Raw genomic sequence first — 25,678 nt, 5'->3', positions numbered from 1 at the left:
ACTCCCCGGGTCAGACGGCTGCCCCCCGGCCGCGCGCACTGACACCACTGCACACGTACGGGGGGGCTGGGAGGGGGAGGAGGGCACACCGAGCCGGCGCGTAGGGCCGGCCCCGGGCCGCCGGGGTCAGTCGGGGTCAGTCGGCCGAGAGGGCTTCCACCAGCCGCCCCGTCTCCGGGTGGGGGAGGGAGCTGGCGACGTCCGCGAGCGCGACCATCCCGACGAGCTGGTCACCGTCGATCACCGGCAGGCGCCGCACCTGGTGCCGCGACATGGTCTCCAGCACCTCCTCGGCGCTGTCGTCGGCGCCGATGGTGACTGCCTCGGCCTGATTGAGGCTGCCCGCCGGGAAGCTCGCCGGGTCACGTCCTGGCCCCAGCACCTTGACCACCAGGTCGCGGTCGGTGACGACGCCCTTGAGCTTGTTGTCCTTCCCGCAGATGGGCAGAGCGCCCACCCCCAGCTCGGTCATCAGCTCCGCCGCGTCCGCCGCCGTCTGGTCCGTCTGCACACAGTCGGCGCCCGGGGACATGATGTCGCGTGCCGTAGTCATCTCGGCTCCTCTCTGCTCGGTGGACCTCAGCCGGGTCCCCTCGGCGGCAGCTGCCGAAACCGGGACGGAAGGCGCGCGAGGGGCTGCGTCCGGCAGGGCTACGCCTGACGGAGTGGTGCGCCGCGCTGACCGTTTGTCGGCGGCCAGGTGTGGCAACCGGAGCGATATGTCCTCCGAAACCTCGTCCAAAACCGCCCAGGTGTCCCAGGCGTTCAAGGCGCGGGCCGCGCAGCCATCCGCGGCCTCCTCGCTCCCCGCGTGGCTCGACAGGCTGGGCAGCCTCAGCGCCCTCGACCCCGCGATCGGCCCCCTGCGCAGCGCCGTCCACAAGTCCCCGCTGAAGGGCATCCGGGACGCGCTGCACGGCACCTGGCTGGGACATCCGCTGCACCCCGCACTGGTGCAGCTGCCCCTCGGGGCCTGGTACTCGGCGGGGCTGCTCGACCTGCTGCCCGGCACCCGCCGCGCCAGCCGGGTGCTGATCGGCACCGGCATCCTGGCCGCGCTCCCCGCGGCCGTCACGGGCGCCACCGACTGGGCACAGCTGCACAAGCCGCAGCTGCGTACCGGACTGGTCCACGCGGCGGCCAACGTGGCGGCCCTGGGGCTGTACACCGCCTCGCTCGGGGCCCGGGTGCGCGGCCGCGAGTGCCGCGGGCGGATGCTCGGTTTCGGCGGTCTGGCCATGGCCGGACTGGGCGGGCTGATCGGCGGTCACCTCGCCTACCGGCAGTCCGCCGGCCCCAACCAGTCCGAACCCGTGCCGTACCTGGTCGGACCCGGCTGGCACCCGGTGGGCAAGGCGGACAGCTTCCCCGTCGGGCAGGCCGCGAGCGCCTCGCTGGGCGAGGTGAGGCTGCTGGTCTTCCGGGAGCCCTCCGGCACTGTACGGGTGCTCGCCGACCGGTGTGCACACCAGTCGGGCCCGCTGTCCGAGGGCACGGTCTCCGACGGCTGTGTGACCTGCCCCTGGCACGGCAGCACCTTCCGGCTCTCGGACGGCTGGAACGTCAGCGGCCCGGCAACGGCGCCCCAGCCCAGCTTCCGCACCCGGGTGACGGACGACGGGGTGCTGGAGGTGTGCCTCCCGGAGGCGAACTGAGCGGGTATCACCTTCCCGGCCTGCCCCTGCGGCATCAGCGGTTACTTCCCAGATCTCCCGTTTCGGGGAGGGACGGTCCGGTTACCCCTGCGGTGGTCCGTCTCTCTCGCTCTTGGAGGTTCCATGGCCGGCCCGACCCACGAGAACAGCAACGAAGGGGAGCCGTTCATCCCCGGCCGTCCGGCACCCGAACCGCCCCCCGTCGAGGAGCCGACCACCCCGCGCGAGCCGCTGCCGCCCAAGCAGGACCAGTCGGGCCCGGAGATCTACTCCGCAACAGGGGAGCATGCCGAGGGAGTCGACCCGGCCGTGTTCGCCCAGACGGGCGGCAGACTCACCACGGCGCAGGGGCTGCGGCTGTACGACACCGACCACTCCCTCAAGGCCGGTGAACGCGGGCCCGTACTGCTCCAGGACCACCATCTGCGGGAGAAGATCACCCACTTCGACCACGAACGCATCCCGGAGCGGGTGGTGCACGCCCGGGGCGCGGCGGCCCACGGTGTCTTCCGCGGCTACGGCACCGCCTCGAAGATCTGCAAGGCGGCCTTCCTCGGCAAGGACGTCGAGACGCCCGTCTTCGTGCGGTTCTCCACCGTGCTCGGCTCGCGCGGCTCCGCCGACACGGTGCGAGACACCCGCGGCTTCGCGACGAAGTTCTACACCCCGCAGGGCGTATTCGACCTGGTCGGCAACAACATCCCGGTCTTCTTCATCCAGGACGCCATCAAGTTCCCCGACGTCATCCACGCCGGCAAGCCGCACCCGGACCGGGAGATCCCGCAGGCGCAGAGCGCCCACGACACCTTCTGGGACTTCGTCTCCCTGCACACCGAGGCCACCCACCACACCATCTGGAACATGTCCGACCGCGCCATTCCGCGCTCCTTCCGGATGATGGAGGGCTTCGGTGTCCACACCTTCCGGCTGGTCGACGAGCAGGGCGACACCACCCTGGTGAAGTTCCACTGGAAGCCCAAGCTCGGCGTCCACTCGATGACCTGGGAAGAAGCCCAGATCACCAACGGCGTCGACCCCGACTTCCACCGCCGTGACCTGGCCGACGCCATCGAGGCCGGTGCCTTCCCCGAGTGGGAGCTGGGCATCCAGACCTTCCCCGACACTCCCGAACAGACCTTCGAGGGCATCGATCTGCTCGACCCGACGAAGATCGTGCCCGAGGAGTGGGCGCCGGTACAGCCCATCGGGCTGCTGACGCTCACCGCCAACCCCTCCAACTTCTTCGCCGAGACCGAACAGGTCGCCTTCCACCCCGGCCACCTGGTGCCCGGCATCGACATCACGGACGACCCGCTGCTGGCCGGGCGGCTGTTCTCCTACATCGACACCCAGATCACCCGGCTCGGCGGCCCCAACTTCGCGCAGCTGCCCATCAACCGGCCGCACGCGCCGATCAACGACATGACGCGGGACGGTATGCACCAGACGGCGGTGCACAGCGGTGTGGCGCCCTACCGCCCCAACTCGCTCGACGGCGGCTGCCCCTTCCTGGCGGGCGCGGACGAGGGCGCCTATGTGGAGACGCCGGTCACCGTTCCGCAGGGGTCCAAGGTACGTGCGGCGCCCGCGTCCTTCAGCGACCACACCAGCCACCCGCGGCGCTTCTACCTCAGCCTCAGCCCGGTCGAGCGGGAGCACGTCATCGCCGCCTACACCTTCGAGCTGAGCAAGTGCTACGAGCAGGCCATCAAGGAGCGCCAGCTGCGCGTGCTCGCCGACATCGACCCGGAGCTGTGCGCCGGGGTGGCGGCCGGGCTCGGGCTGCCGGCCCCCGAGCCCTCGGGCCCGCTCCCCGAGGTGGCTCCCAGCCCGGCCCTCTCCCAGCTCGGCCGCACCTGGCCGACCGACGGCCGGGTCATCGGCATCGTCGCGGACGAGAACAGCGATCTGGCGGCGCTCTCCTCGCTGCGCGCCACCATCCACGGCGAGGGCATGGTCCCGCTCGTCATCGCCCCGCACGGAGGAGAACTGGCGGGCGCCGGCGGGCCCGTCGTCGTCCAGCGGACCTTCGCCAACGCACGCTCCGTCGAGTTCGACGCCGTACTGCTCGCCGCAGCACCCGGCACCGGGAAGGACGCCTACGGGGCCCGCGACGCCAAGGCGGGGCTGCACACCGGCAGCGGCGGGATCGACCCGCGCGTCCTGCTGCTGGTCTCCGAGGCGTTCCGGCACGCCAAGGCGCTGGGCGCGTGGGGTGACGGCGCCGACGTGCTCGCCGCCGCGGGTTGCCCGCAGGACGCGGCCGGTGTGGTGGTGGCCGACGACCCGCGGTCCGTCTTCGGCCAGATCGCCCAGGCGCTCTCCGAGCACCGCGCCTGGGACCGCTTCCCCGCGGGCGCGTCCGTGAGCTGACCCGGCAGCCGGGCCCGCACCGCGGGCCCGGCACCGTCGCGAACCCGGAACCGGAGGAGACATGAGCGCAGACGGCAACGGCAACCGCACCGGCAACGAGCCGACCGGCGGCCACCCCGCGGACAAGCACCCCAAGCCGGAGTTCCCGCAGCAGGAGCAGACCCATCCGGGTGACACCGAGGCCATGGAGCCGCGTCCCGACCACGGGGAGCGCACCTACCGGGGCAGCGGACGGCTGGCCGACCGGCGCACTCTGATCACCGGCGGGGACTCGGGCATCGGACGAGCCGTCGCTCTCGCCTACGCCCGCGAGGGCGCCGACGTCGCCTTCAGCCATCTGCCCGAGGAGGAGAACGAGGCGCGGGAAACCACCCGGCTGGTGGAGGACGCGGGCCGCCGCGCGGTCGCCGTACCCTGCGACATCCGCGAGGAGGCCGAGTGCCGCCGCCTGGTGGAGCGCACCGTGGGCGAGTTCGGCCGGATCGACGTACTGGTCAACAACGCGGCCTTCCAGATGGCGCAGTCCGGCGGCATCGACGAGATCAGCACCGAGCAGTTCGACCGGGTGGTGCGCACCAACCTCTACGGCATGTTCTGGGTCACCAAGCTGGCGCTCGCCCACATCCCGCAGGGCGGCTGCATCATCAACAGCACCTCCGTACAGGCGTACCAGCCCAAGCCGTATCTGCTGGACTACGCCATGACCAAGGGCGGCATCGTCACCTTCACCCAGGGCCTCGCGCAGAACCTGGCCGAGCGCGGAATCCGCGTCAACGCCGTGGCGCCGGGCCCCGTCTGGACGCCGCTGATCCCCTCGACGCTGCCCGACACCTCCGAGTTCGGCGCCAAGAGCCTGCTGCAACGCCCCGCGCAGCCAGCCGAGATGGCACCGGGCTATGTCTTCCTCGCCTCCGAGGACGCCAACTACGTGACCGCGGAGATCCTCAACGCGACCGGCGGCACCCCGCTGCCCTGAGAGGTTCCGCTGCAAGCGGCGGTCATACGGGTCATGCGGGGCGGGAGCGGCGGCGGTGACTGGTGTCGCACCAGGGGTAGGTGCGGCTGCGGCGGCAGGTGCACAGCGCCGTCATGAAACGGTCGGAGACGACCGTGCGCCCGTCGTCGAGACGGACCTCCACGGGGCCTTCCACCAGCACGGGTCCGCCCTGCTCCAGGGTCACCCGGCGCCGGTCGCGGCGTGGTTCGTGGCACGGCTCGCGGCGGGGTTCGCGCACGCGCACGCGCACGCGCTCGCGCTCCCGCGGGTCGCCGGGCCCGGCCGCGGCGCGGGGAGGCGGCTGCTCATCAGGTGAGGTCGGCACGGATGACCACCAGTTCCTCGTGTCGCTGTCCAGGGGCGATCAGTCGCTGCTGCTCCAGCCAGTGCGCACGCTCCCGCAGTACGGGGCCGAACGGCTGGGTACGGCGCGCCGTCACCGCCGCCTTCAGGCCCGCCTCGGTCAGCATGTCCAGGGTCCGCTGTGGTCCGCTCAGCGCGGAGTGCACCACCAGCAGGACACCGTTCTCGGCAAGCAGGCGGGGTGCGGCCTCGCACAGCCGGTCCAGCACGCCGCGTCCGTCCCGGCCGGCGTTCCAGGCGCGGGCCCGGCGTGGGCCGGAGCGCCCGCACGGTCCCGCGTGCGGCACATACGGGGGGTTGGCCGTCACGATGTCGTAGCGGCCCGTGGCACGTGCCAGGAAGTCTCCGCGGTGCACCCGGACGGGCAGTCCCCGCAGCCGGGCGTTCCAGTCGGCGGCCAGCGCCGCCCGCGCCGAGACGTCCACGGCGTGCACCTCGGCGGCGCCCAGCCGGGCGCCGGCCAGCGCGACGATGCCGGTACCCGTGCACACGTCCAGCATCCGCGCGCCGCGCGGTACGGCCGCGTCGGCCAGCGCTTCGAGCAGCAGGTCGGAATCGCCTTGCGGTGGGTACACACCCGGCGGTCTCAGGAGCCACACACGTCACGGAGTTCCAGGTCCGGCACCGGCTAAACGCTCGCCCACGCCGGTCCGGGCCCTCGGCCCGGCCCTGATCCCGGCTGGTGCGGCCGGTGCGGTCGGGTGGCGGGAGGTTAGCCCGCCGTGCCGCGCGGGGACCCGGTGTCCTCGAAGCGAGCCTTGGAGACAGCGCACTGGGAGGAGACACCATGGGACATGGTGGAACGGTCATCGAAGAACTCACCACCGACCACCGCGAGGTGGAGGAGCTCTTCGCCAAGATCGAGGCACTGCCGCCCGGGGACGAGAAGCGCAAGCGGTACGCGGACCAGGCCACGATCGAACTGGTGCGCCACTCCATCGCGGAGGAGGAGTACCTGTACCCGGCGGTACGCGCCCACGTGCCCGGCGGGGACGAGCTCGCGGACAAGGAGCTGGAGGACCACAAGGGCGCCGAACGGCTGATGAAGGACCTCGAGGGCCTGCACGTCGGCGACCCGGCCTTCGACCACATCCTGACCAGCCTGATCCAGGAGGTCCGCTCCCATGTGAGTGACGAGGAGGGCAACCTCTTCCCGCGGCTCAAGGAAGTGCTGCCGCGACTGGAGCTCACCGAACTGGGCGACAAGGTCCGGCATGCCAAGAAGACCGCACCCACCCGCCCGCACCCCACCAGCCCTCACCAGCCGCCCGCCCTCAAGGCCGTGGCCCCGGGGGTCGGCCTCGTCGACCGCGCCCGCGACGCGCTCAGCGGCCGGGGCAAGCAGCGGGACTGAGTCGACGGCCGGGCCGGGACCGGCCGCCGGGACCGGCCCGCGTCCCCCACCGCCACCTGGGCGTACCGCGCGACACCGGCAGCGTCATAATGGGCAAAGCCTAAAAAATGGTGCAAATATGGACGCCGGTGTGTGCGGAGGCGCCATGAGCGCCGTGGACCGGGAGGCGCGAGGTGGACGATCCGGTGCGTACGGAGCGCGGTGCCTCCTGCACGGCTGACGCGTTCGCACAGGTGCGCGCTGTCGCCGACGCCATCTGCTACGAGGGATACCTGCTCTACCCGTACCGCCGCAGCTCCCCGAAGAACCGGGTGCGCTGGCAGTTCGGCGTCCTCGCGCCGCGCGAGTGGGTGGCGGCCGACGGCACCGAACAGCCCGGCGTCTCCGGCGCGGCCGAGTCCTGGTACCAGCAGACCGGGTGCCTGTTCGAGGCCGATCCCGGCGCCGTGCTGCGTCTCCGGGTGCGCTACCTCCAGGCCCAGCGCAAGACGGTGGAGCGGCGCGGCGGCACCGAGGGCCGGTGGGAGGCCGTGGAAGCCCTGGACGTGGCCGGTGAGCTGCACCTGTCCTTCGACGAGGCGGTACCGCGTGAGACCGATATCGAGGTGCCGCTGACTGATCTGCTGACGGGTGAGGAGCTGACGTATCCGGTCGGGGCGCCCGGCGGCACCGAGGTCCAGCTGCTGGAGACCCAGGGGGCCGAGCAAGCCCGCGTCGTCCGCCACCGGCACCCGCTGCGGGCCCGTACCACCCTGTACGCCGAACGGGTCGACGGCCTGTACCGCCTCACCGTACGAACGGAGAACACCGACACCGCCCTTCCGCCCGGCACCGCGCGGGAGGAGGCGCTGCGTCACGCGCTGCTGGCCACCCACACCCTGCTCGGCGGCGACGGCCTGCGCTTCCTCTCGCTGATCGACCCGCCCGCCGAGGCCGCGACGCACGCGCGGGCCTGCCGGAATGTCCGCACCTTCCCGGTCCTGGCCGGTCCGGAAGGCAGTCCGCGGATGATGTTCTCCTCGCCCATCCTGCTGGGCGACCATCCGCAGATCGCCCCCGAGAGTCCGGGCGATCTGCACGACGCGGCCGAGATCGACGAGATCCTCTCGCTGCGCACCCTGCTGCTGACCGACGAGGAGAAGCGCGAGGCCCGCGCCACCGACCCGCGTGCCGCCGCGATCCTCGACCGCGTCGAGAGCATGCCGCAGGAGGTCCTCGCCCGGCTGCACGGCGTCCTGCGCCCCACCGAGCCGTCCGGCCCTGCCAGACCCACCCACCCGGACCCGCCGGCACCCCGGGCCGAGCCCGGTGCCGGGCCCGTCCCCTGGTGGCAGGAGGGCGGGGACGAGGGACTGAGCCCGATGACCGACTGCGTCCCGGTGGACGGCGTCGCGGTACGGCGCGGTCACCGGGTGCGGCTGCGGCCCCGCGGCCGGGGCGCGGACGCGCAGGACATGTTCCTGACCGGGCGCACCGCACAGGTCGAGGGCGTCTTCCACGACGTGGACGGCAGCGTGCATCTCGCCGTCTCGGTGGAGGACGATCCCGCCGCCGAACTGAACGCCTGGTACGGCAGGTTCTTCTACTTCCGCCCCGATGAGGTCCAACCCTTGGACGGCGCCGGTTGCGCTTCCGCTGACGAAGAGAGGCCCGATGGATGCCATCGAACTGTTGAAGCATGACCATCGAATGGTCGAGCAACTCTTCCGCGACTACCGCGCAGCCGCCTCCGCACGTCAGCGTCGCGCCGTGGTGGAGACCGTGGTCCGCGAGCTGTCCAAACACGCCGCGGTCGAGGAGCTGTTGGTCTACCCGCTGGCCAGGAAGGTCCTCCCGGACGGGCAGCAGGAGATCGACGAACACCTCTCCGAACACATGGGTGTGAAGCAGACGCTCCTCGCGCTGGACAAGCTCCCCACGGCCGACTGGCACAGCGAGACCTATCCCGACGGACACCGGGGCGGCGAGGGCGACGAGCAGGTCTTCGAGGAGACCGACCGGCTGATGGACGAGCTGCGGCTGGAGATCGAGGTGCACGTGGCCGAGGAAGAGGGCGGGCTGATGCCCAAGCTGCGCGAGGCCGTCGACCAGCAGACCCTGGACGAGCTGGGCCGGGAACTGGAGAAGGCCAAACGCGCCGCGCCGAGCCGGCCCCACCCCAACGCCCCCGACCAGCCACCGGCCCTCGCCATGGCGGCACCCGTCGCCGGTGTCTACGACCGACTGCGCGACCGGCTGCAAGGGAGGCCGAGGACATGACCGTCGAGAGCGGCACCACCCGTACGAGTGAACACCCGTCCCACGATGACAAGCGGCAAGGACTCGAAGAGATCGACATCCTGTGGATCTCCGAGGGGATGAGCTGCGACGGCGACACCGTCTCGATGACGGCCGCCGGCCAGCCCTCCATCGAGGACCTCGTACTGGGCCTCGTGCCCGGCCTGCCGAAGGTCAACGTGCACAACAAAGTGCTCTCGCCCACCTCCGGCGGCGAGGAGTTCCTCGCTCCGTTCCGGGCAGCGGCCCGCGGCGAGGCCGAGCGGCCCTTCATCCTCGTCATCGAGGGCTCGATCCCCAACCAGAACATCATCGAGGGCGACGGCTTCTGGACGTCCTTCGGCAACGACGAGGAGACCGGCGAACCCCTCACCCTCAACTGGTGGCTCGACAACCTCGCGCACCGGGCGTGGGCGGTCGTCGCCGCCGGGACCTGCGCCACGTACGGCGGTATCCACGCCATGGCGGGGAACCCGACCGGCTCCATGGGGCTCGCGGACTACCTCGGCTGGGACTTCAAGTCGCAGGGAGCGCTGCCGATCGTCAATGTGCCCGGCTGCCCGATCCAGCCGGAGAACTTCATGGAGACCCTGGTCTGGGTGCTCTACCACGCGGCCGGGGCCGCGCCGCCCCCGCCGCTGGACCACATGCTGCGGCCGCAGTGGCTGTTCGGCAAGACCGTGCACGAGGGCTGCGACCGTGCCGCCTACTACGAACAGGCCGACTTCGCCAAGGACTACAACTCGCCCAAGTGCCAGGTGAAGGTGGGCTGCTGGGGGCCGGTGGTCAACTGCAACGTGCCCAAGCGCGGCTGGATGTCGGGCGTGGGCGGCTGCCCCAACGTGGGCGGCATCTGCATCGGCTGCACGATGCCCGGCTTCCCCGACGCGTTCATGCCGTTCATGGACGAACCCACCGGCGGCAGCCTCTCCTCCATGCTGATCCGGCCGTACGGCGCTTTCATCCGGCGGATGCGCGGCATCACCAACATCGCCGTGAACCAGGAGCCCAAGTGGCACCACAACGGGCCCGAACTCACCAGCGGCTACACCCCGCGCTGGCGCGCCTGACCCGCGCGACCGAGACAGCGTGACCGGCACAGCGTGACCCACCAAGAGCGACCGACGAGGCGCGACCGACGAGGTAAGGACTGAGATGACGGCAACGGCGGCCCGGCCCGAGGCAGGGCGCAAGACCCCGCAAGTGGTCGACATGTCCTGGGACCCGATCACCCGGATCATCGGCAATCTCGGCATCTATACGAAGGTCGACTTCGCCAACCGCGAGGTGACCGAGTGCCGCAGCACCTCGTCGCTCTTCCGGGGCTACTCGGTGTTCATGAGGGGGAAGGACCCGCGGGACGCCGGCTTCATCACCAGCCGTATCTGCGGCATCTGCGGTGACAACCACACCACCTGCTCCAACTACGCACAGCAGATGGCCTACGGGGTCAAGCCGCCGCCGCTCGCCGAGCACATCACCAACCTCGGCGAGGCCGCCGAGTACATGTTCGACCACACCATCTTCCAGGACAACTTGGTCTTCGTCGACTTCTGCGAGGCCATGGTCAAGGCCACCAACCCCGGCGTCCTGGCCAAGGCGGAGAAGACCCCGGCGCCTCACGGGAACATCCACGGCTTCCGCACCATCGCTGACATCATGCGCGCCTTCAACCCGTTCGAGGGGGCGGTCTACAAGGAGGCGCTGCAGGTCAGCCGCATCACGCGCGAGATGTTCTGCAAGATGGAGGGCCGCCACGTCCACCCCTCGACCATGTATCCGGGCGGCGTGGGCACCATGCCCGAGCCCACCACCTTCACCGACTACCTCAGCCGGCTGATGAAGGTCCTCGACTTCGTCAAGAAGTCCGTCGTCATGAACGACGACGTCTTCGACTTCTTCTACGAGGCGCTGCCCGGCTACGAGGAGGTGGGCCGCCGCCGGATCATGCTCGGCTGCTGGGGCGCCTGGCAGGACTACGCCAGCTGCGACTACCGCTACGAGAACATGGGCACCTGGGGCAAGGCGATGTACGTCACCCCGGGCATCATCGTCGACGGCGAACTGGTCACCAACAACCTGGTCGACATCAACCTCGGTATGCGCATTCTGCTGGGCAGCTCCTACTACGAGGACTGGGTGAACGAGGAGCCGTTCGTCACCCACGACCCGCTGGGCAACCCCGTGGACATGCGCCACCCCTGGAACCAGACCACCGTCCCCGCTCCGCAGAAGCGGAACTTCGACGACAAGTACAGCTGGGTCATGAGCCCCCGCTGGTTCGACAAGCGCACCGGCGACCACCTCGCGCTGGACACCGGCGGTGGCCCGCTGGCCCGGCTGTGGTCGACGGCGCTCAACGGGCTGGTGGAGACCGACTACGTCAAGGCCACCGGGCACAGCGTGCGGATCACCCTCCCGAAGAGCGCGCAGCTGCCGGAGACGACCCTGGAGTGGAAGATCCCCAAGTGGTCGAACACGCTGGAGCGCGACCGGGCCCGGCCCTACTTCATCGCCTACTCCGCCGCCATGGCCTTCGACTTCGTGGAGCGGGCACTGAACCTGGTGCGCGCGGGCGACACCAAGATCTTCAACGACTTCGAGCTGCCCGACGAGGCGATCGGCTGCGGCTTCCACGAGGCGGTGCGCGGCGTCCTGTCGCACCATCTGGTGATCAAGGACAAGAAGATCGCCAACTACCACCCGTACCCGCCCACCCCCTGGAACGCCAGCCCCCAGGACAACTTCGGCAACCTGGGACCGTACGAGGACGCCGTACAGGGCCAGCCGATCTTCGAGGAGAACGGCCCGGACGACTTCAAGGGCGTCGACATCATGCGCACCGTCCGCAGCTTCGACCCCTGCCTGCCCTGCGGCGTGCATATGTACCTCGGCAAAGGCAAGGAGTTGCAGCAGACGCACTCGCCGATGTTCGGCGCGGGCGCGGGCGCGGGCGCCGGTACGGGAGCGGGCCATGGGTGAACCGTCCCGGCTGGCGGACGCGGAGGTCGAAGCGCGCCTGGTCCGTCTCGACTCACTCCTCGAACGCGTCGAGCAGGTGGCAGGACCGACCGCCGACGCGGCCCGTGAGGCCGTACGCGGGCTGACGGAGCTCTACGGCGAGGCGCTGGCGCGGGTTCGCGACCTCGCCGGTCCCGACGTGACAGCCCGGCTGACCGGCGACCAACTGCTCGACCACCTTCTCGTCCTGCACGGACTGCACCCGGAGCCGGTCGAGCGCCGCGTCGCCGCCGCCGTCGACCGGATCGCCGAGGTCCTCCGCCGCCGCGGCGCCACCGTCGAACTCGTCGGCATCGAAGGTTCGGTGGCCTCCGTCCGGCTCACCACCAAGGGCTGCGGCGGCTCCTCGTCCGGCTTGGAGGAGGCCGTGCGCGAGGCCGTGCTGGCAGCGGCGCCCGAACTCTCCGACGTGCGCCGGGTGGCGGAACGGGCGGCCTCCGCCTTCGTACCGCTGGAGTCGCTGCTGCCCGCCGCCGCACCGGCCGCGAGGCCGGCATGACCTCCGGCGCTCTCGCCCGCGTCATCCGCGAGGCCGCCGACCGGACCGGGGACCACGCTCTGCCCCAGGACGCCGAACGCTGCGAGCTGTGCGCCGACCTGGTGCCCGAGGAGCACCGCCATCTGCTGGACACCACGGCCGACCAGGTGCTGTGTGCCTGCCGGGCGTGCTCGCTGCTGTTCACACGGGACGCCGCCAGCGAGGGCCACTATCTGCTGATCCCGCGGCGGCGCCGACGCCTGGACCCGGTCCCGACCGCGCCGCTGGGGGTCCCGGTCGGGCTCGCCTTCTTCGTACCGCGCGCCGACGGCGGCGTCCGCGCCCACTACCCCAGCCCCGCGGGGCCGACCCGCTGGGAGATCGAGCCCGCGGCGTGGCGGGAGACCGTCGCGCAGTGCCCCGAACTGGCCACCCTGGCGGCCGACGTCGAGGCGCTGCTCGTCAACACGGTCCGGGGCCGCGAACAGCACTGGATCGTTCCGGTCGACGACTGCTTCCGCATGGTGGCCGTCGTACGGCGGGAGTGGCGTGGCCTCTCCGGCGGCAGCCGGGTGTGGCCCGAACTCGACCGCTTCTTCGCCGAACTGGCCGAACAGTGAAGGACGCTGACGAACAGGAGGACACCATGGGCCGAATCCGCATCGGAAAGCCCCAGGTGAAGCCGGACACCCCCACCCATGTCCGGGGGCTGCACCAGGGCAACAAGGGCCTCTACAACCGCCAGCCGGGCCACCACAAGGACGGCACGGCGGATGCCCGGCGCTCGACCGGCATCCACTGGAAGAAGCACAACTCCATCATGAAGATCATGCCCAACATCTCGCCCGGCTGAGGAGCGCACCATGCAGCGACGCCTCCCGTTCCGACGTCCCAGTACGCCGTCCTGGCGTCTCCCGATGCCGTCCGGGCACCGCCGTACGGCGCTGCCCGGAGGCCTGTCTGTGCTGGCCCGGCGCCTTCCCGCGCCGCCTGGGGGCCTGTCGGCGTTGTCCGGACGCCGCTCGGCGCCGCCCAGCGGCCTCCCGGCGCTGTCCGGGGGCCTGTCTGCGCTGGCCCGTCGTCTCCCGGCGACGCCGGGGGGCTTGTCTGTGTTGTCCCGACGCCGCTCGGCGGTGCCGAGGGGCCTGCCGGCGTTGTCCCGACGCCTTCCGGTGCCGTCCAAGGGTCTGTCCACGCTGACGCGGGGCTTGCCGGCGTCGGCGCGGGGCCTGCCCGCGTCGGCACAGCGGCTCACCGCGTCGGCGCAGGAGCTGTCCGCATCGGCGCGGCGTCTGCCCGCGTCGGCACAGCGGCTTACCGCTTCGGCGCGGCGGTTCACCGCGCCGGTACGGCGTCCCGTCATGCCGGTGTCGCGTCCGTCGCTGCCGATCCGTGGCGCGACCTCGAAGTCGGCCCGGCATGCCGCAAGCGGGGGCTCGTGCCGGGCCAGGCGCGTACTCGTCGGCCAGCTCGCCGTGTTCGCCACCCTCGGCCTGGCCATCCTCCTGCGGGAACTGCCCGGCCTGGCACGCGAGATCCGGATCTGGCGGATGGTCGGCTTCGGCTCCGGGTCCCGCCATCCCAGGTAGGGCTCAGCGGTAGGGCTCAACCCCCGGGCGGCGGCTCCTTCCACGGCCCGCCCGGGGGCTTTCGCGGGGGTGCGCCGTCCCCGTCGTCCGCCCTGGACGGGTCGTCGGGCGGATCCTCAGGGGGTGGGGCGCCCGCGGGCGGCCGCTGGTGGAACTCCACCGAGACGGTCTCGAACCCCTTGAACGTCTCCGTGGTGGCGTACGAGGTGTAGGCCTTCCGGTCGGCCCAGCTCAGCCACACCCGGTCGGTGAACGGCGTCAGCAGACTGCGGGGCCACAGCCGGTGCGCCCGTACCACGCTCACCTCGGCCGCCACCACGAAGATCAACGCGCCCAGGTAGATCCAGCCGAGCAGCCCCAGCACGATGCCGAACATCCCGTACGTCGAGCTCGCCCCGCGCAGCACATTGGTGGCGTAGTACCCACCGGCCCACTGCAGGACCTGCCACGCGCAGGCGCCGCCCAGCGATTCCGCCCACAGCCGCCGCAGCGCCACCTGATGGTGGGTGAGGAAGCTGTAGGTGGCCAGCAGCAGCCCGGCATTGACGGCCACGGCCACCACTGTGATCGTCGCGCGGAGTCCGGTGCCCAGGTCGGCGCCGAACGCCCTGGACTCCGAGGTCGCCACCGACAGCAGCAGCGTCACGGTCAGCCCGCACGCCACCGTCATCAGGAACAGCATCCCCTTCAGCCGCGACTTGAAGGGGTCGTGCCGCTTGTACCTGGGCACCGCCCACACCTTGTTGAGCGTGTACTGCGCGGCCTGCGCGGCCCCCAGGCTGCCGTAGAGGCTTCCCATGACACCGACCGCGAGGGCGATGCCGTTGCTGCGGAACGCGTGGATACGGCCCCGGAGCTGGTCCCCGAGCACCGGGAACTCACCGAGCACCGAGTCCAGCAACCGCTGCTGGAGGCCCGGGTTGTCCTCCAGGAAGAAGCCGAGCCCCGAGACGAACAGCAGCAGCACGGGGAAGATCGACAGGAAGGTGTAGTACGTGAGCAGCGCGACGAGGTAGAGGGCCTGGTCGTCGAAGATCTTGTAGACGACGGCGAGGGGCAGACCCGCCCAGCGGTGCCGCTGCTGAAAGGCGTCCATCCGCCGCGCCGTGCTCGTGCCCATGGCCCGTCGGATGCCTCCTCGACTGTCCGTGCCCCGGCCCGTGCCCCGTCCGGCCCCTGTCCGAGCCGTCACCCCCAGCCAACCGCAGCACGCACCGGCCCGCACCCGCTGAAGGCCATCCGGCGGCCGCCGGGACTCATGGGCTCAGCGGGCGGGGCTCGGCCCAGACATACGAAACGGGCGGTGCGGTCTCTCGCAGGCCGCCCGCCCGTCGGTACGCGCGGCAGGTTCCGCGCGCGCTGTCTTCCGTTCGCGTGTCAGGCGCTGGGTGTCATGTCTTCCGTTTGCCCATGACCGCCAGCCCCATGACCGCGAGTCCGCAAAGTGCTGCCACACCTCCCGCGGCCACATTGTTGGCGATGATCTCGCCCGAGGTCGAAGCGCCGTCGATCACCCACTGGGAGATGATGACCCAGACTCCGAGCAGCGGCGCGGTCCAACCCAGCAGGTGCGTCCGCTCGTAAGCCGAACCGAAGCCCAGAGCGAGCACGGCGAAGGCGAGCCCCACGATGAGGTTGCTCACCGTCAGGCGGGTCGCCGAGTCGAAGCCGGCTACCCACGGGGAGATCGCGATGTAGAGACCGGTGAGGAAGCTCAGCCCCTCCACGAGCTGAGCGGTCGGCGTGGACCCTGCCCTCTCGTACCGGGCACGCATCTCCACCAGGTCGGGGTGGTGCTCGATGGTGCTGCCGGTGGTAGGCACTGCCATGGTCGTCCTCCTTCCTTGGGAGCGCCTGCGGCGAACGGGGGACCGTCCACCACCTACCCCGAGTGACCAGAGGAACGGATAAATCACCTCATCTCATGTGATTTATACCACACGCCCCTGTAGTGGTCATAGCCGAGTACTCTCTGTGGCCGACAGAACGCGGTTGGCGTAGGCTCCCTCCCTGCGTCATCCATAGGGGAGGGAATGGAACCGCTACGCCAGGACGATCCGCGGCGGCTCGGTCCGTATGCACTGGTCGGTCGACTGGACCCCGCGGGGGCCGAGATCCGCCCCGCCGGCCGCAGGTTCCTCGGCCTCACACCTGGCGGGGACCGGACAGCTCTCGTCAGCACAGTGCCGGCACAGTACGCGGACGACTCCGTCTACCAGCACCGCTTCAGGACCGAGGCCCTGGCCGCTCAGCGGCTCACGGCCGGCCACCCCTGGCTGCTGCCGGTCACCGAGGTCGGCGGAAGCGAGGCGGCGCCGGTCTGGTGCGCGTCGCCGTACCGCCCCGCACTGCCGCTGCCCACGGTCGTCGAGACCCATGGGCCGCTGCCGCCCCGCACCGTGCTCGCCATCGGTACCGCGCTCGGGGAAGCGCTGGCCCAACTGCACGCGGGCGGAACCGCCCACGCGGGCGTCACGGCCGACGCGGTCCTGCTGACCGCCGACGGCCCCCGCCTCACCGGCTACGGCACCGCCCGCGTCACAGCGCCGGACGGCGAACCCCGTACGCCGCACCCCTTCCTGGCCCCCGAGCAGACCACCGGCGGCCGCCCCCGCCCACTGGGGGACCTCTACGCGCTCGCGGCGGTGCTCCACTACGCCCTGTTGGGACGCCCACAGGGGAGCGCACCGGCCGAGGCTGCCGGCTCCCTCCCCGTCCAGCTGACGGAACTCCTCGACGCGTGCCTGGCCGCCGACCCGTCGGACCGCCCGTCGGCAGAGGAGTTCCTGCGCCGGCTGCCGCACCGCGTCACGGACGCGAGCGGAGCGGACGGACCGGCGGGAGCGACGCGACAGACGGGTCCGACGGGAGCGACGGGACAGACGGGTCCGACGGGACCACCCCTGCCGGACCCCGGCCCCGACCCCGGCCTCGGCCCGGGCCCCGGCCCGGGCGCCACGGTGCTGGACGGGGGCGCGGCGCCGAGTGGCGCGGTGCCGAGTGGCGGGGCGGGCCCGAACGGCGGCACGGTGCTGGACAGCGGCACCGGCCGTGCCGCGGGTCTGCTGATACCGGGGTGGCTGCCCAGGAGAGTGAGCGCGGCCCTCGCCGTACAGGCTGCGGCCGTCCTCGCGGCCGAGACCGAAGAGGACCTGGCCCCCGCCCTGGGCACCACCCCCGCCCCTGCCGCAACCCCCACCCCCGCGCCGGTGCCGACCCAACTCGACGGCGGCGCGTCCCTCGACGGCGTACAGGCCACTCCCGCTGACAGGGCCGCCGCGCCGCGATCCCGGTCCGGCCGCGCGAGTGCCCTCTCCCGCCGCTCCCTGCTCACCGCCGTGGGCTCCGGCGCCGCCGGTGTCGCCGTCGGCGGCTCGGTCGCCTGGACGGCGACCACCGAGGAGCCGCCCACCCTCTCCACGGCGGAGCGACTGGCGAGCAAGCGCAAGTCCGACAAACGTCTCAAGGGCGCGCCACCGACCCCGAAGTGGCGGTACGACTTCTCCGAGCCCGCGAAGAAGTTCCTCCCGCTCCTGTGGCAGGACAAGGTCGCCCTCCTCGCCGACGGAACCGCAGCGACCGGCATCGACATACGCACCGGCGAGGAACTGTGGCGCCGCGCGAAGACCTCACCCTCCGGCCAGGCCTGGCCCCTCGGCAACGGCCTGGTCCTCCTCGCCGGCTCCGACGATCTGCTGGCGCTCGACCCCCGCGACGGCGAGGTCAAGTGGCGCTCCAAGCGCTACCGCAAGAGCGGCCGACGCCCCTACGTGAGGGTCCTCGCCGCCCATGGGAACGTCATCTGGCTCGTCGTCGGCGACGGCCACTCCTCCGCCACCCCCGACGACCGCACCGTCGCCGCCTACGACCTGGCCAAGGACCGCGAACTGTGGAGCGCCCCCCTCCCCACCGACTACGAGGAGAGTCACCTGCTCCCCGACGCCCTCGTGGTGGTGACGGCGAAGAAGGGCGAGCCCAAACGCTTCACCGCGTTCAACCGCAGGACCGGTGACAAGACCTGGGCGCGCACCTACAAGTCCGTGCGAGCGGGCCAGTTCACCACGGTGGCTGCCCCGGCCACGCTCGTGGCGGCGGACAAGGGCAGGTTGCACGGGTACGAGTTGGGGGAGTCCGACGGCAAGGAGCAGTGGAAGGTCAAGGCGGCTGACACCAACGACCAGGCCGCTGATTTCTTCGGCGTTCCCACCTCCCACAAGGGCGCGGTCTACGTCGCCGACAGCGCCTACGGGGCCTACCGGATCGATGCGCGGACGGGCAAGGTCACCTGGCGATCCGAGGCCGAGTTCGACCTGGAACAAGCCGACCGCGACAGCACTCCGGACACGGCCGTCACCCCGGACGGGAAGGTGCTGGTCTCCGCGGGGGACGTGGAGGTCGACGCGTACGAAACCCGTAACGGCACCTTGCTCTGGCGCTTCACGGACCTCCCGGGCGGCAAGTCGGGCAGCGTGCTGCAGCGGCGCCGAGTCGTGCTCAGCGACCAGTACGCGCTGGTCGTCAGCGGTCGTAGCGCCTACGCCCTGCCGCTCGACTGAGGTTGCTCTGCCAGGACATGCCGAACCCGACCGCACCGACGCCGGCCTCCGGAGAAAGCCAGATGGAGACGTCCCGCCAGCCGACCCTCGACGTGGGCGAGTACCGCGTTGTCGAATGCCTCGACCCGGGGAGCAGCGGGGTGAACCGCTGGCTGGCAGTGGGGCCCGACGGCGCGCCGTCCGTCGTGATGGCGCCGGACAAGACGTGGGCCGACGACCCCGGCTACCGGCTGCGTTTCTGGTCCGAGGCCAACAACTCGCGGCGGCTCACCGGCCGGGGTACGGCTCCGGTCCGGCAGGTCTCGTCGGCGCGAGCGAGTGTCCCGTGGGTCGCTTACGACTGCTTCCCCGCCCTTCCCCTGACCGCCGCGCTGGCCGCTCACGGAGATCCGCTTCCGGCACCGGTGGTGTGGAACTTCGGCGTGCTGCTGGCCGAGGCCGTACTGCGCGCCCACACGCAGGGCCTGGTCCACGCGGGCATCTCGCCCCAGTCGGTCCTCGTCACCCACCAGGGAGCCCTCCTCACCGGCTACGGCCTGGTGCGGGCGGCAGCGGTCGAGGGGACCGAGCGGCCGGTCGTCCCCGGCGTCGACGAACCGAGCCTCCCGCCCGAACAGCGCCCAGGCACCCGCCCGCAACCCCCCGGTGACATCTACGCACTGGCCTCCGTCCTGACCTTCGCCACCCAGGCGGGCCCCTCCGGTAACGGCACCTCGCCGGATCCCGACGGCGTACTGGCCCGCTGCCTGGCAGCGGATCCGGCTCAACGGCCACGAGCGGAGGAGTTGTTGCAGGTGCTGCGCGGGGCGGCGCCGGGCAGCGGGGGTGAGCTTCCCCCGCGAGTCGTCGCCGCTCTCGATGCGCAGGCCTCCCGGCTGCCCGCCCCGCCGACATCCGCACCACCGGCACAAGCTCCAGTGGGGGAGCGGGTAGTTGGCCGAGCGGGCGACCAGGACGCAACGGAGACGGCTGCGGCAGCACCCTCTCGGCCCTCATCCGGCGCCCGGTTCTCGGCGTCCACCCCGTCGCGCCGCGCGCTGCTGGTGACCGCGGCTTCGGCGACCGCCGGGCTGGCGGTCGGTACGGGCGGGGTGGCCGCCTGGCGGCTGTTCGCCCCGGAGCGCCGCGAGCGCGTGCCCGGGCCACCCCGTGGCGTGGCACCCGCTCCGCTGTGGCGCTTCCCTCTTCCCGAACGCGACCCCACCGGCCAGCTTCCCCTGCTCAGTGGACGGACCCTGATCACAAGTCACAAGAAGGGAATCCTCGGGATCGACGTCCACCGGGGGAAGAAGCTCTGGTCACGCGACGATGTGCTGCCGTCCCGGCTGCTGGACGCCGGAGGCGGGAACATTGTGGTGGCCGGAGGCCCAGACGGCGAGTTCCTCCTGCTCTCCGCACGCACAGGGCGGATCAAGTGGCGTGAGAAGAAGTACTCAGCGGTCGAGTCGTCCAACCAGATGTCCCTCCTGCTTGCCGGGGCAGATGAGGTGGTGTGGTTCCTCACGGAGGATTACGGCGCGGACGACGGGGTGAAGATGGCCGTCGTTGCTTACAGCCTTCGAAAGCGAAAGAAGCTATGGCATGCACCGTTGCCGTCGGACTACGTCGAGACCGCGACACAACCTGCGGAAGGGGCCGCCGGGCCGGCGTTGCTGCGTTCTGAACTGCTGATAGCCAACACAGGCCTCGGTGCGGCGGAAGAGCATTTCACCTACATCGCCCTGGACCGGAAAAGCGGCCGACGGAAGTGGAAGAGGGAGTATCAGGATCTCGGCATCGAGACTGCCGATCTTGTGATTCCCCGAGAAGACAACACCCTCATTGCCGGAATCGTGAACGGTCTCAGGTCGATGAGTCTGACCAGCGGAAAGGAACGTTGGACGGTCCCGGTCGAGGGAGGAGTGGACGACTCGTCGGCTGTGCGGAACGGTGTTCTCTATGCTGCCGACAGGAAGTTGACGACCTACGCGGTGGATATCCGGACCGGCAAGGTAAAATGGAAACGGCCGCGCGAGAATCCCGAAGTCGAGGGCCGCGCCCTCGGCGGAATGACACTCACCGCCTCCGGCCGCACCCTGCTGCGGACCGGTCCGGCTGAGATCGACGCTCTCGACCCCCAGGACGGCTCACTTCGGTGGCGGCTTGCCACGGCCGGTACCCGGGAGTTGTCCGGTCTTCCGGGCAACGCGGTGGTCAGTGCCGAAGGTGTTGCGATCATCGATAACCACGACAGCATCTACGCGCTCCCGGTGGACTGATCGCGTGCTCTCTCCTCTCGTACACGACGACCCGCAAGCCCTTGGCCGCTACCGGCTGATCGCCAGGCTGGGCAGTGGCGGCATGGGAACCGTCTATCTCGGCAGGTCCCCGCGTGGGCGCACCGTGGCCCTCAAGACGATGCACCGCGAATTCGCCGCCCAGCGGGAGTTCCGCGCCCGGTTCCAACTGGAAGTCGACGCTGCCCGGGTCATCGGGGGGCACCATGGAGCCGAGGTCGTCGATGCGGACGCTCTGGCCGAGACGCCGTGGATGGCGACCGAATACGTGCTCGGGCTTCCGCTGGACGACCTCGTGACCGTGTGCGGACCGCTGCCGGAAGCGGCCACCCGGGCGATCGGCGCCCGGTTGTGCGGCGCGCTTGCCCAACTGCACGGTTCGCACGTCGTCCACCGTGACCTGAAGCCTTCCAACATTCTCATCACGGCGCAGGGCCCCAAGGTCATCGACTTCGGCATTGCGCGGGCTGCCGGTGACGACCGGCTCACCAGGACCGGAGCGGCAGCGGGCACGCCCGCCTTCATGTCGCCGGAACAGGCCACCGGCCAGGAACACACCCCAGCCGGTGACGTCTTCGCCCTCGCCGGCGTTCTGGTCTTCGCCTCCAGCGGCCACGGCCCGTTCGGGACCGGCCAGACCGCCGACCTGCTCTACCGGGTCAGGTACAGCCAGCCGGATCTCTCCCAAGTGCCCGACGAACTGGTGGGTGTGCTGGAGCGTTGCCTGGCCAAGGACCCGCTGGAGCGGCCGACTGTTCAAGAATTCGGCCGACAACTGGGTGGCGGCGCCGGGAAATTCGAGGACTCCCTCCCCGACCCGGTGCTCGCGGAGATTCTGCGGCGCTGCGGCGTGGCGTGGGAGGTTCCCCCGCCCCGCCTGCCCGCCCCGTCGTTCGGGGACGCCGCGCCCGCGCGGCCGGAAGCGGTGCGGAGCGCCGGCCGCCTCCACCTGACACGGCGGCGGGCGCTGATTCTGGGCGGTGGCGCGACGCTCGCCGCTGCGGCAGCGACCGGCGGTGCGTGGGCGCTCTTCCGGCCCGACGACGCTCCCGCAGCCAAGAAAGCCCCCTCGCCTCCTTCTGGGAAGGGGCCCGCAACCGCGCCCAAGCCCAACTGGCAGCGTCGATTCGACGGGGAGTCCCCATCTCTGCAGTCGGTGCTGACGGGGAACTACGTAGCCGTTGTCATGGACGGCCGCCTCACCACCGTCGATATGGAGGGGGAGGACGCAGGCACCAACAGGAACGTACAGGACGAACCCCTCGTCACCGACCGCGGACGTTTCTACGGCGTGAGCAACAAGCTCATCCTCCACCGTGTGGACGCAAAAACTGCCGCATTCGGCGAGCGGGTCGCCGATTTGAACGACCTTGAACTGCGGGATCTCAATGTTCACGGTCCGATCCTGATTGGTGCATACAAGGGAACCGTCGTCGTACAGGGCAAGCCGAAACACGGTCCCGACGACACGCTGAAGAGGCATCTCGTCGCCCTGGACGCGGAGACCGGAAAGGTCCGGTGGCGCGACAAGACGGAGATGGGAGCGAAAGTCGCGGCAGCGGTGCGGGACACGCTGATCCTGGTCGACGACATCGGAAGAATCTGGGCAATCGACATGGGGAAAGGGAAGGTGACCTGGTCGAGAAAATTCGATTCGCTGATGGACGCGGGCTCGTCCGTCGGCGTTGACCCTGAGGGCCACATCTATCTCGGCCTGGACGAGATCTTCGCGCTCCGGGTCTCGGACGGAAAGACGCTATGGCGCTTCGGTGAAGGGCGGTCACTGCAGGCCCCACCGGGCCAGAAGAGCAAGCCGTACTACGGCACGCCCCTTTACAAGAAGGGCATCGTCTACACCTTGGAGCCGGGAACCGGTGTAGTCGCCTTGGACGCACGCACGGGAAAGCTGCGCTGGGAGGCCGAAGCCGGCTGGGCCGTGGAAGTTCCGCCCGATGCCGTACCTGTCTCCGGGGACCAGTATCTGTACTTCCCCTCCAGGGGTTCTCGACTGGTCACCGCCTTCGATCTGAAGACGCGCGCGGTGAAATGGGTCTACATCGACCCGGACAAGGCGTTGGACCCTCCGAACCTGCTGACACACCCCGACTCCCACCAACTCGTGGTCGCCACCGACAAGCGGGTCTTCGCCCTCCCCCTCAAGTGATCCCAAGTGACAGAAACTTCCGTGGAGTACGCAATGAACCCCCTTGGCACCGGTGATCCTCTTCGTCTTGGGCCGTATCGGCTGGTCGGGGTTCTTGGGGTCGGGGGGATGGGGAAGGTGTATCTGGGGCGGGACGGTGGGGGGAGGGCGGCGGCGCTGAAGGTGTTGCGGCCCGAGTTGGCGTACGACGCGGGGATGGCGCAGCGGTTCGTGCGGGAGGCGCAGGCGGCGAGTGCCGTGCGGAGCAAGGGCGTGGCGCGGGTGCTGGGGGCGCAGACCGAGGGCGGGCGGCCGTGGATCGCCACCGAGTTCCTGGCCGGGCCCACCCTGGAGGAAGCCGTGGAGCGGCACGGCCGGCTGGCGGAGGCGGCGGTGCGGGCGCTCGGCGCTGTGCTGGCGCGGACGCTGTACGACATCCACGCGGCGGGCCTGGTGCACCGGGATCTGAAGCCGTCGAACATCGTGCTGACGTCCGGCGGGCCCCGCGTGATCGACTTCGGTATCGCCCGGCCGGAGCACGGGCTGACGCTGACCACCACCGGGCAGGTGCCGGTCACGCCCGGGTACGGGCCGCCCGAGCAGGTGCTGGGGCAGCGTGTGGGGCCGGCGGCCGACGTGTTCGCGCTCGGCGCCGTGCTCGCCTTCGCGGCGACGGGCGAGCGGGCCTTCACCGGGGAGCATGTGGCGGCCGCGCAGTACGAGGTCGTGCACGGGCAGCCCCGGTTGGGCGGGCTGCCGCCGGGTCTGCTGCCGCTGGTGGCGTCCTGTCTGGACAAGGAGGCCGGACGGCGGCCGGTGCCGGACAGGCTGGGGCAGGAGCTCGCGCCGCCCCGAGGCGCGGAGCGGGTGTGGCGCAAGGGCCCGCTCGCCGAGGACATCGCCGAACGGGAGCGTGCCGCCAAGCGGTTGACGGCGCTGCCCACCGATGGGGCCGGGACCAACCCGGGGGAGGCGCGGGGCGGCCCCTCGCGGCGGCGGCTGCTCACCGCTCTCGCGGGCGGCGGCGCGCTGCTGGCAGCCGGTGGCGGCGGTGCCTGGTACTGGCTCGGCGGCGAGGAGAGCGGCGGGCGGAACGGGGCGCACGAGTGGGACGCCGAGCCGCTGTCCGACTACAAGAGCGGCAAGCCGCCGAACCCGTTGTGGGGTCCTCGCACGGTGGCCCGCGACGGGGGTCCGGTGCCGCTGCCGGTGCGCGATGTGGTGGTCGTCGCGGCGAAGGGCGGGGGACTGCACGCGTACGACGTGCGCGACGGCCGGCGCCGTTGGAAGGACGACGTCTCCGTGGCGGACGACGGAGGGCTGCTCGCCGCGCCCGGGGAGCGGCCCACCGTACTCGTCACCACGTCGACCGGTGATGTTTTCGGGATCGGTGCGGACGGCAAGGACCGCTGGACGGCGCCCGCCGAGGCGGTGACCCTGCTGGCGGCCGACACGGACGCGGTCTACCTCGTCACCAAGGGCGGCAAGCTGCGCGCAGTCGGCCTCACCTCGCACCGGCCCACCTGGACGGTGCGGCTCCCGGTCCGCTCCACGGCCGAGCACCCCGCGCGCGCTGCGGTGGCGAAGGGGCGGCTGGTGATCCACGGCTCGGACGGCAAGGTCGTCGGCGTCGACACGGCGAACGGCCGTACGGTGTGGGGGCCGCGTCGGCAGAGCGCCGAGGGCTCGGCCCTGGTTCCCGCGATCGCCAAGGGCGTCGTCCACCTCGGCGGCCGCAGCCTCACCGCACTCGACCTCGCCGACGGCTCCGAGAAGTGGACCGAACCGGCTCCAGGGGACACGGGATGGGGTGCACCCGCCCTCGACGGCGAGGTGCTCTACGCGGCGAGCGGGGCCGATGTGGAGGCCCGTGCCACGTCGGACGGCGCGAGCAAGTGGACGGTGACGCTCAACACCACGACGCTCCCCAAGGACCCGCCGACCGTCCAGCGTGGCACGGCGTGGGTGGCCATGCACGAGGACGGCACCGACGGCATCGTCGCCGTGGACACGCGCAAGGGCGCCCAGGCGTGGACCTTTGTGCAGGGCGCGGCCGGTCCCTGGCGGTCGGCCGCGGCGGGCAACCGCGTCTTCCTCCTCCAGGGCGAGACCCTCACCGCCATGCCGGTGGTCTGACCGCACATCGGTGATCAGAACCGCACTCGGCGGGCGCCGAGATCTGCTCCGTACGGCGATACAGGGCTGTTGACGCCCTGTGACACGAATGGGCCCAGCGCAGCGAGGACTTGGGCTACCGTGCTGCAAGACGTGCCAAAGCCGGATAACGGGGAGGGTTTCCTGATGGGAATGAACGGTGCCGACCTTGAGCGCCTGCGGGAGCTCGCGGGGAAGTTCGACGGTGACGCGAACACGCTCCAGGGGCTGATCACCAGCCTGCAGAGCGCCTGCAACGACAGCGGAGGGTACTGGACCGGTGGTAAGGCGCAGCAGTTCCGCAGCGAGTGGGAGGGCCTGAAGCCGACGTTCGACAAGTTCGTGGAGACGCTGCGGGAGGCGGGCACCGCCGCGCGGACCAACGCGGACAACATCGACCACGCCACCAACTGAACCCACCGCGAGACTGGTTCAGCACCGG

22 protein-coding genes are annotated in these 25,678 nt (G+C 71.1%); 17 read left to right on the top strand and 5 right to left on the bottom strand.

Translation table 11 applies throughout. The features are described from left to right. Window positions 1-136 precede the first annotated feature (136 nt). Window positions 137-553 carry a CBS domain-containing protein gene (locus HC362_RS05655; RefSeq protein WP_243082786.1) on the bottom strand — a complete coding sequence of 139 codons (417 nt, stop codon included), beginning with the start codon at window positions 551-553 and terminating at the stop codon, window positions 137-139. 166 nt (window positions 554-719) lie between these two features. Between HC362_RS05655 and HC362_RS05650 the strand changes: the two genes are divergently transcribed. The 3 genes from HC362_RS05650 (at window position 720) to HC362_RS05640 (ending at window position 5,004) form a co-directional block, all read left to right on the top strand. After that, entirely contained in the window at window positions 720-1,655 is a 936-nt protein-coding gene (locus HC362_RS05650) for a Rieske 2Fe-2S domain-containing protein (RefSeq protein WP_243082784.1), read from the top strand. A gap of 123 nt (window positions 1,656-1,778) precedes the next feature. Further along, complete coding sequence (locus tag HC362_RS05645) at window positions 1,779-4,028, top strand: catalase (protein ID WP_243082782.1); 2,250 nt, start codon at window positions 1,779-1,781, stop codon at window positions 4,026-4,028. 61 nt (window positions 4,029-4,089) lie between these two features. Further along, window positions 4,090-5,004, top strand: a complete 915-nt coding sequence (locus tag HC362_RS05640) for an SDR family oxidoreductase (RefSeq protein ID WP_243082781.1) — start codon at window positions 4,090-4,092, stop codon at window positions 5,002-5,004. Window positions 5,005-5,035: 31 nt separating this feature from the next. On the opposite strand, the gene HC362_RS05635 is transcribed toward HC362_RS05640, so the two are convergent. After that, on the bottom strand, window positions 5,036-5,263 hold the full coding sequence (locus tag HC362_RS05635) for a CDGSH iron-sulfur domain-containing protein (RefSeq protein WP_243088374.1): 228 nt from the start codon (window positions 5,261-5,263) through the stop codon (window positions 5,036-5,038). A 70-nt stretch (window positions 5,264-5,333) separates the two neighbouring features. After that, window positions 5,334-5,963, bottom strand: a complete 630-nt coding sequence (locus tag HC362_RS05630) for a HemK2/MTQ2 family protein methyltransferase (RefSeq protein WP_243082780.1) — start codon at window positions 5,961-5,963, stop codon at window positions 5,334-5,336. Window positions 5,964-6,175: 212 nt separating this feature from the next. Here HC362_RS05630 and HC362_RS05625 point away from each other — a divergent pair, with 212 nt between their 5' ends. The 9 genes from HC362_RS05625 to HC362_RS05585 all read left to right on the top strand — a co-directional run bounded on the left by HC362_RS05625 (window position 6,176) and on the right by HC362_RS05585 (window position 14,107). After that, window positions 6,176-6,742 (top strand): hemerythrin domain-containing protein, encoded by a 567-nt coding sequence (locus HC362_RS05625; protein WP_243082778.1) that lies wholly within the window; start codon window positions 6,176-6,178, stop codon window positions 6,740-6,742. Window positions 6,743-6,915: 173 nt separating this feature from the next. Next, window positions 6,916-8,424, top strand: a complete 1,509-nt coding sequence (locus HC362_RS05620; RefSeq protein WP_243082776.1) for a hypothetical protein — start codon at window positions 6,916-6,918, stop codon at window positions 8,422-8,424. After that, window positions 8,396-9,001: a hemerythrin domain-containing protein gene (locus HC362_RS05615; protein WP_243082774.1), complete on the top strand. Its 606-nt coding sequence runs from the start codon at window positions 8,396-8,398 to the stop codon at window positions 8,999-9,001. Before HC362_RS05620 ends, HC362_RS05615 begins: the two co-directional genes overlap by 29 nt. Beyond that, window positions 8,998-10,089: a hydrogenase expression protein HypE gene (locus HC362_RS05610; RefSeq protein WP_243082772.1), complete on the top strand. Its 1,092-nt coding sequence runs from the start codon at window positions 8,998-9,000 to the stop codon at window positions 10,087-10,089. Before HC362_RS05615 ends, HC362_RS05610 begins: the two co-directional genes overlap by 4 nt. An 85-nt stretch (window positions 10,090-10,174) precedes the next feature. Beyond that, window positions 10,175-12,001 carry a nickel-dependent hydrogenase large subunit gene (locus HC362_RS05605; RefSeq protein WP_243082770.1) on the top strand — a complete coding sequence of 609 codons (1,827 nt, stop codon included), beginning with the start codon at window positions 10,175-10,177 and terminating at the stop codon, window positions 11,999-12,001. Further along, window positions 11,994-12,539, top strand: a complete 546-nt coding sequence (locus HC362_RS05600) for a NifU family protein (protein WP_243082769.1) — start codon at window positions 11,994-11,996, stop codon at window positions 12,537-12,539. The genes HC362_RS05605 and HC362_RS05600 overlap by 8 nt, the downstream gene beginning before the upstream one ends. Next, window positions 12,536-13,138 (top strand): DUF5947 family protein, encoded by a 603-nt coding sequence (locus HC362_RS05595; RefSeq protein ID WP_243082767.1) that lies wholly within the window; start codon window positions 12,536-12,538, stop codon window positions 13,136-13,138. Before HC362_RS05600 ends, HC362_RS05595 begins: the two co-directional genes overlap by 4 nt. A 26-nt stretch (window positions 13,139-13,164) precedes the next feature. Then, window positions 13,165-13,371 (top strand): hypothetical protein, encoded by a 207-nt coding sequence (locus tag HC362_RS05590; protein WP_243082765.1) that lies wholly within the window; start codon window positions 13,165-13,167, stop codon window positions 13,369-13,371. 301 nt (window positions 13,372-13,672) lie between these two features. Beyond that, on the top strand, window positions 13,673-14,107 hold the full coding sequence (locus HC362_RS05585; protein ID WP_243082763.1) for a hypothetical protein: 435 nt from the start codon (window positions 13,673-13,675) through the stop codon (window positions 14,105-14,107). A gap of 16 nt (window positions 14,108-14,123) precedes the next feature. On the opposite strand, the gene HC362_RS05580 is transcribed toward HC362_RS05585, so the two are convergent. Together HC362_RS05580 and HC362_RS05575 are read right to left on the bottom strand one after the other, a co-directional pair. Then, window positions 14,124-15,227 carry a YihY/virulence factor BrkB family protein gene (locus tag HC362_RS05580; protein ID WP_243082761.1) on the bottom strand — a complete coding sequence of 368 codons (1,104 nt, stop codon included), beginning with the start codon at window positions 15,225-15,227 and terminating at the stop codon, window positions 14,124-14,126. A 271-nt stretch (window positions 15,228-15,498) separates the two neighbouring features. Further along, window positions 15,499-15,936 carry an SPW repeat protein gene (locus HC362_RS05575; RefSeq protein WP_243082759.1) on the bottom strand — a complete coding sequence of 146 codons (438 nt, stop codon included), beginning with the start codon at window positions 15,934-15,936 and terminating at the stop codon, window positions 15,499-15,501. A gap of 204 nt (window positions 15,937-16,140) precedes the next feature. Between HC362_RS05575 and HC362_RS34875 the strand changes: the two genes are divergently transcribed. The 5 genes from HC362_RS34875 (at window position 16,141) to HC362_RS05550 (ending at window position 25,650) form a co-directional block, all read left to right on the top strand. Continuing rightward, entirely contained in the window at window positions 16,141-18,663 is a 2,523-nt protein-coding gene (locus HC362_RS34875; RefSeq protein WP_279240067.1) for a PQQ-binding-like beta-propeller repeat protein, read from the top strand. Window positions 18,664-18,725: 62 nt separating this feature from the next. After that, on the top strand, window positions 18,726-20,921 hold the full coding sequence (locus HC362_RS05565) for a PQQ-binding-like beta-propeller repeat protein (RefSeq protein ID WP_243082758.1): 2,196 nt from the start codon (window positions 18,726-18,728) through the stop codon (window positions 20,919-20,921). 4 nt (window positions 20,922-20,925) lie between these two features. Then, window positions 20,926-23,103 (top strand): serine/threonine-protein kinase, encoded by a 2,178-nt coding sequence (locus tag HC362_RS05560; protein ID WP_243082756.1) that lies wholly within the window; start codon window positions 20,926-20,928, stop codon window positions 23,101-23,103. Between the two features lie 33 nt (window positions 23,104-23,136). After that, window positions 23,137-25,218, top strand: coding sequence for a PQQ-binding-like beta-propeller repeat protein (locus HC362_RS05555; protein WP_243082755.1), 2,082 nt, complete (start codon window positions 23,137-23,139; stop codon window positions 25,216-25,218). A 165-nt stretch (window positions 25,219-25,383) separates the two neighbouring features. Further along, entirely contained in the window at window positions 25,384-25,650 is a 267-nt protein-coding gene (locus tag HC362_RS05550; RefSeq protein WP_209265974.1) for a WXG100 family type VII secretion target, read from the top strand. The last annotated feature ends 28 nt before the right edge of the window (window positions 25,651-25,678 follow it).

It is taken from the genome of Streptomyces sp. 891-h (genome assembly GCF_022760275.1).
GTDB lineage: Bacteria > Actinomycetota > Actinomycetes > Streptomycetales > Streptomycetaceae > Streptomyces > Streptomyces spirodelae.
The sequence above is the reverse complement of the archived record's forward strand: the minus strand, read 5'-3'. Positions and strand labels throughout refer to the sequence as shown.

What these genes read in the sequence shown, in the direction of transcription:
- HC362_RS05625 (WP_243082778.1), top strand. Translation starts at nt 6,176, where the DNA reads ATGGGACATGGTGGAACGGTCATCGAAGAACTCACCACCGACCACCGC.
- HC362_RS05575 (WP_243082759.1), bottom strand. Translation starts at nt 15,936, where the DNA reads ATGGCAGTGCCTACCACCGGCAGCACCATCGAGCACCACCCCGACCTG.
- HC362_RS05595 (WP_243082767.1), top strand. Translation starts at nt 12,536, where the DNA reads ATGACCTCCGGCGCTCTCGCCCGCGTCATCCGCGAGGCCGCCGACCGG.
- HC362_RS05605 (WP_243082770.1), top strand. Translation starts at nt 10,175, where the DNA reads ATGACGGCAACGGCGGCCCGGCCCGAGGCAGGGCGCAAGACCCCGCAA.
- HC362_RS34875 (WP_279240067.1), top strand. Translation starts at nt 16,141, where the DNA reads ATGGAACCGCTACGCCAGGACGATCCGCGGCGGCTCGGTCCGTATGCA.
- HC362_RS05610 (WP_243082772.1), top strand. Translation starts at nt 8,998, where the DNA reads ATGACCGTCGAGAGCGGCACCACCCGTACGAGTGAACACCCGTCCCAC.
- HC362_RS05580 (WP_243082761.1), bottom strand. Translation starts at nt 15,227, where the DNA reads ATGGGCACGAGCACGGCGCGGCGGATGGACGCCTTTCAGCAGCGGCAC.
- HC362_RS05655 (WP_243082786.1), bottom strand. Translation starts at nt 553, where the DNA reads ATGACTACGGCACGCGACATCATGTCCCCGGGCGCCGACTGTGTGCAG.
- HC362_RS05615 (WP_243082774.1), top strand. Translation starts at nt 8,396, where the DNA reads ATGGATGCCATCGAACTGTTGAAGCATGACCATCGAATGGTCGAGCAA.
- HC362_RS05600 (WP_243082769.1), top strand. Translation starts at nt 11,994, where the DNA reads ATGGGTGAACCGTCCCGGCTGGCGGACGCGGAGGTCGAAGCGCGCCTG.
- HC362_RS05590 (WP_243082765.1), top strand. Translation starts at nt 13,165, where the DNA reads ATGGGCCGAATCCGCATCGGAAAGCCCCAGGTGAAGCCGGACACCCCC.
- HC362_RS05550 (WP_209265974.1), top strand. Translation starts at nt 25,384, where the DNA reads ATGGGAATGAACGGTGCCGACCTTGAGCGCCTGCGGGAGCTCGCGGGG.
- HC362_RS05555 (WP_243082755.1), top strand. Translation starts at nt 23,137, where the DNA reads ATGAACCCCCTTGGCACCGGTGATCCTCTTCGTCTTGGGCCGTATCGG.
- HC362_RS05640 (WP_243082781.1), top strand. Translation starts at nt 4,090, where the DNA reads ATGAGCGCAGACGGCAACGGCAACCGCACCGGCAACGAGCCGACCGGC.
- HC362_RS05565 (WP_243082758.1), top strand. Translation starts at nt 18,726, where the DNA reads ATGGAGACGTCCCGCCAGCCGACCCTCGACGTGGGCGAGTACCGCGTT.
- HC362_RS05650 (WP_243082784.1), top strand. Translation starts at nt 720, where the DNA reads ATGTCCTCCGAAACCTCGTCCAAAACCGCCCAGGTGTCCCAGGCGTTC.
- HC362_RS05645 (WP_243082782.1), top strand. Translation starts at nt 1,779, where the DNA reads ATGGCCGGCCCGACCCACGAGAACAGCAACGAAGGGGAGCCGTTCATC.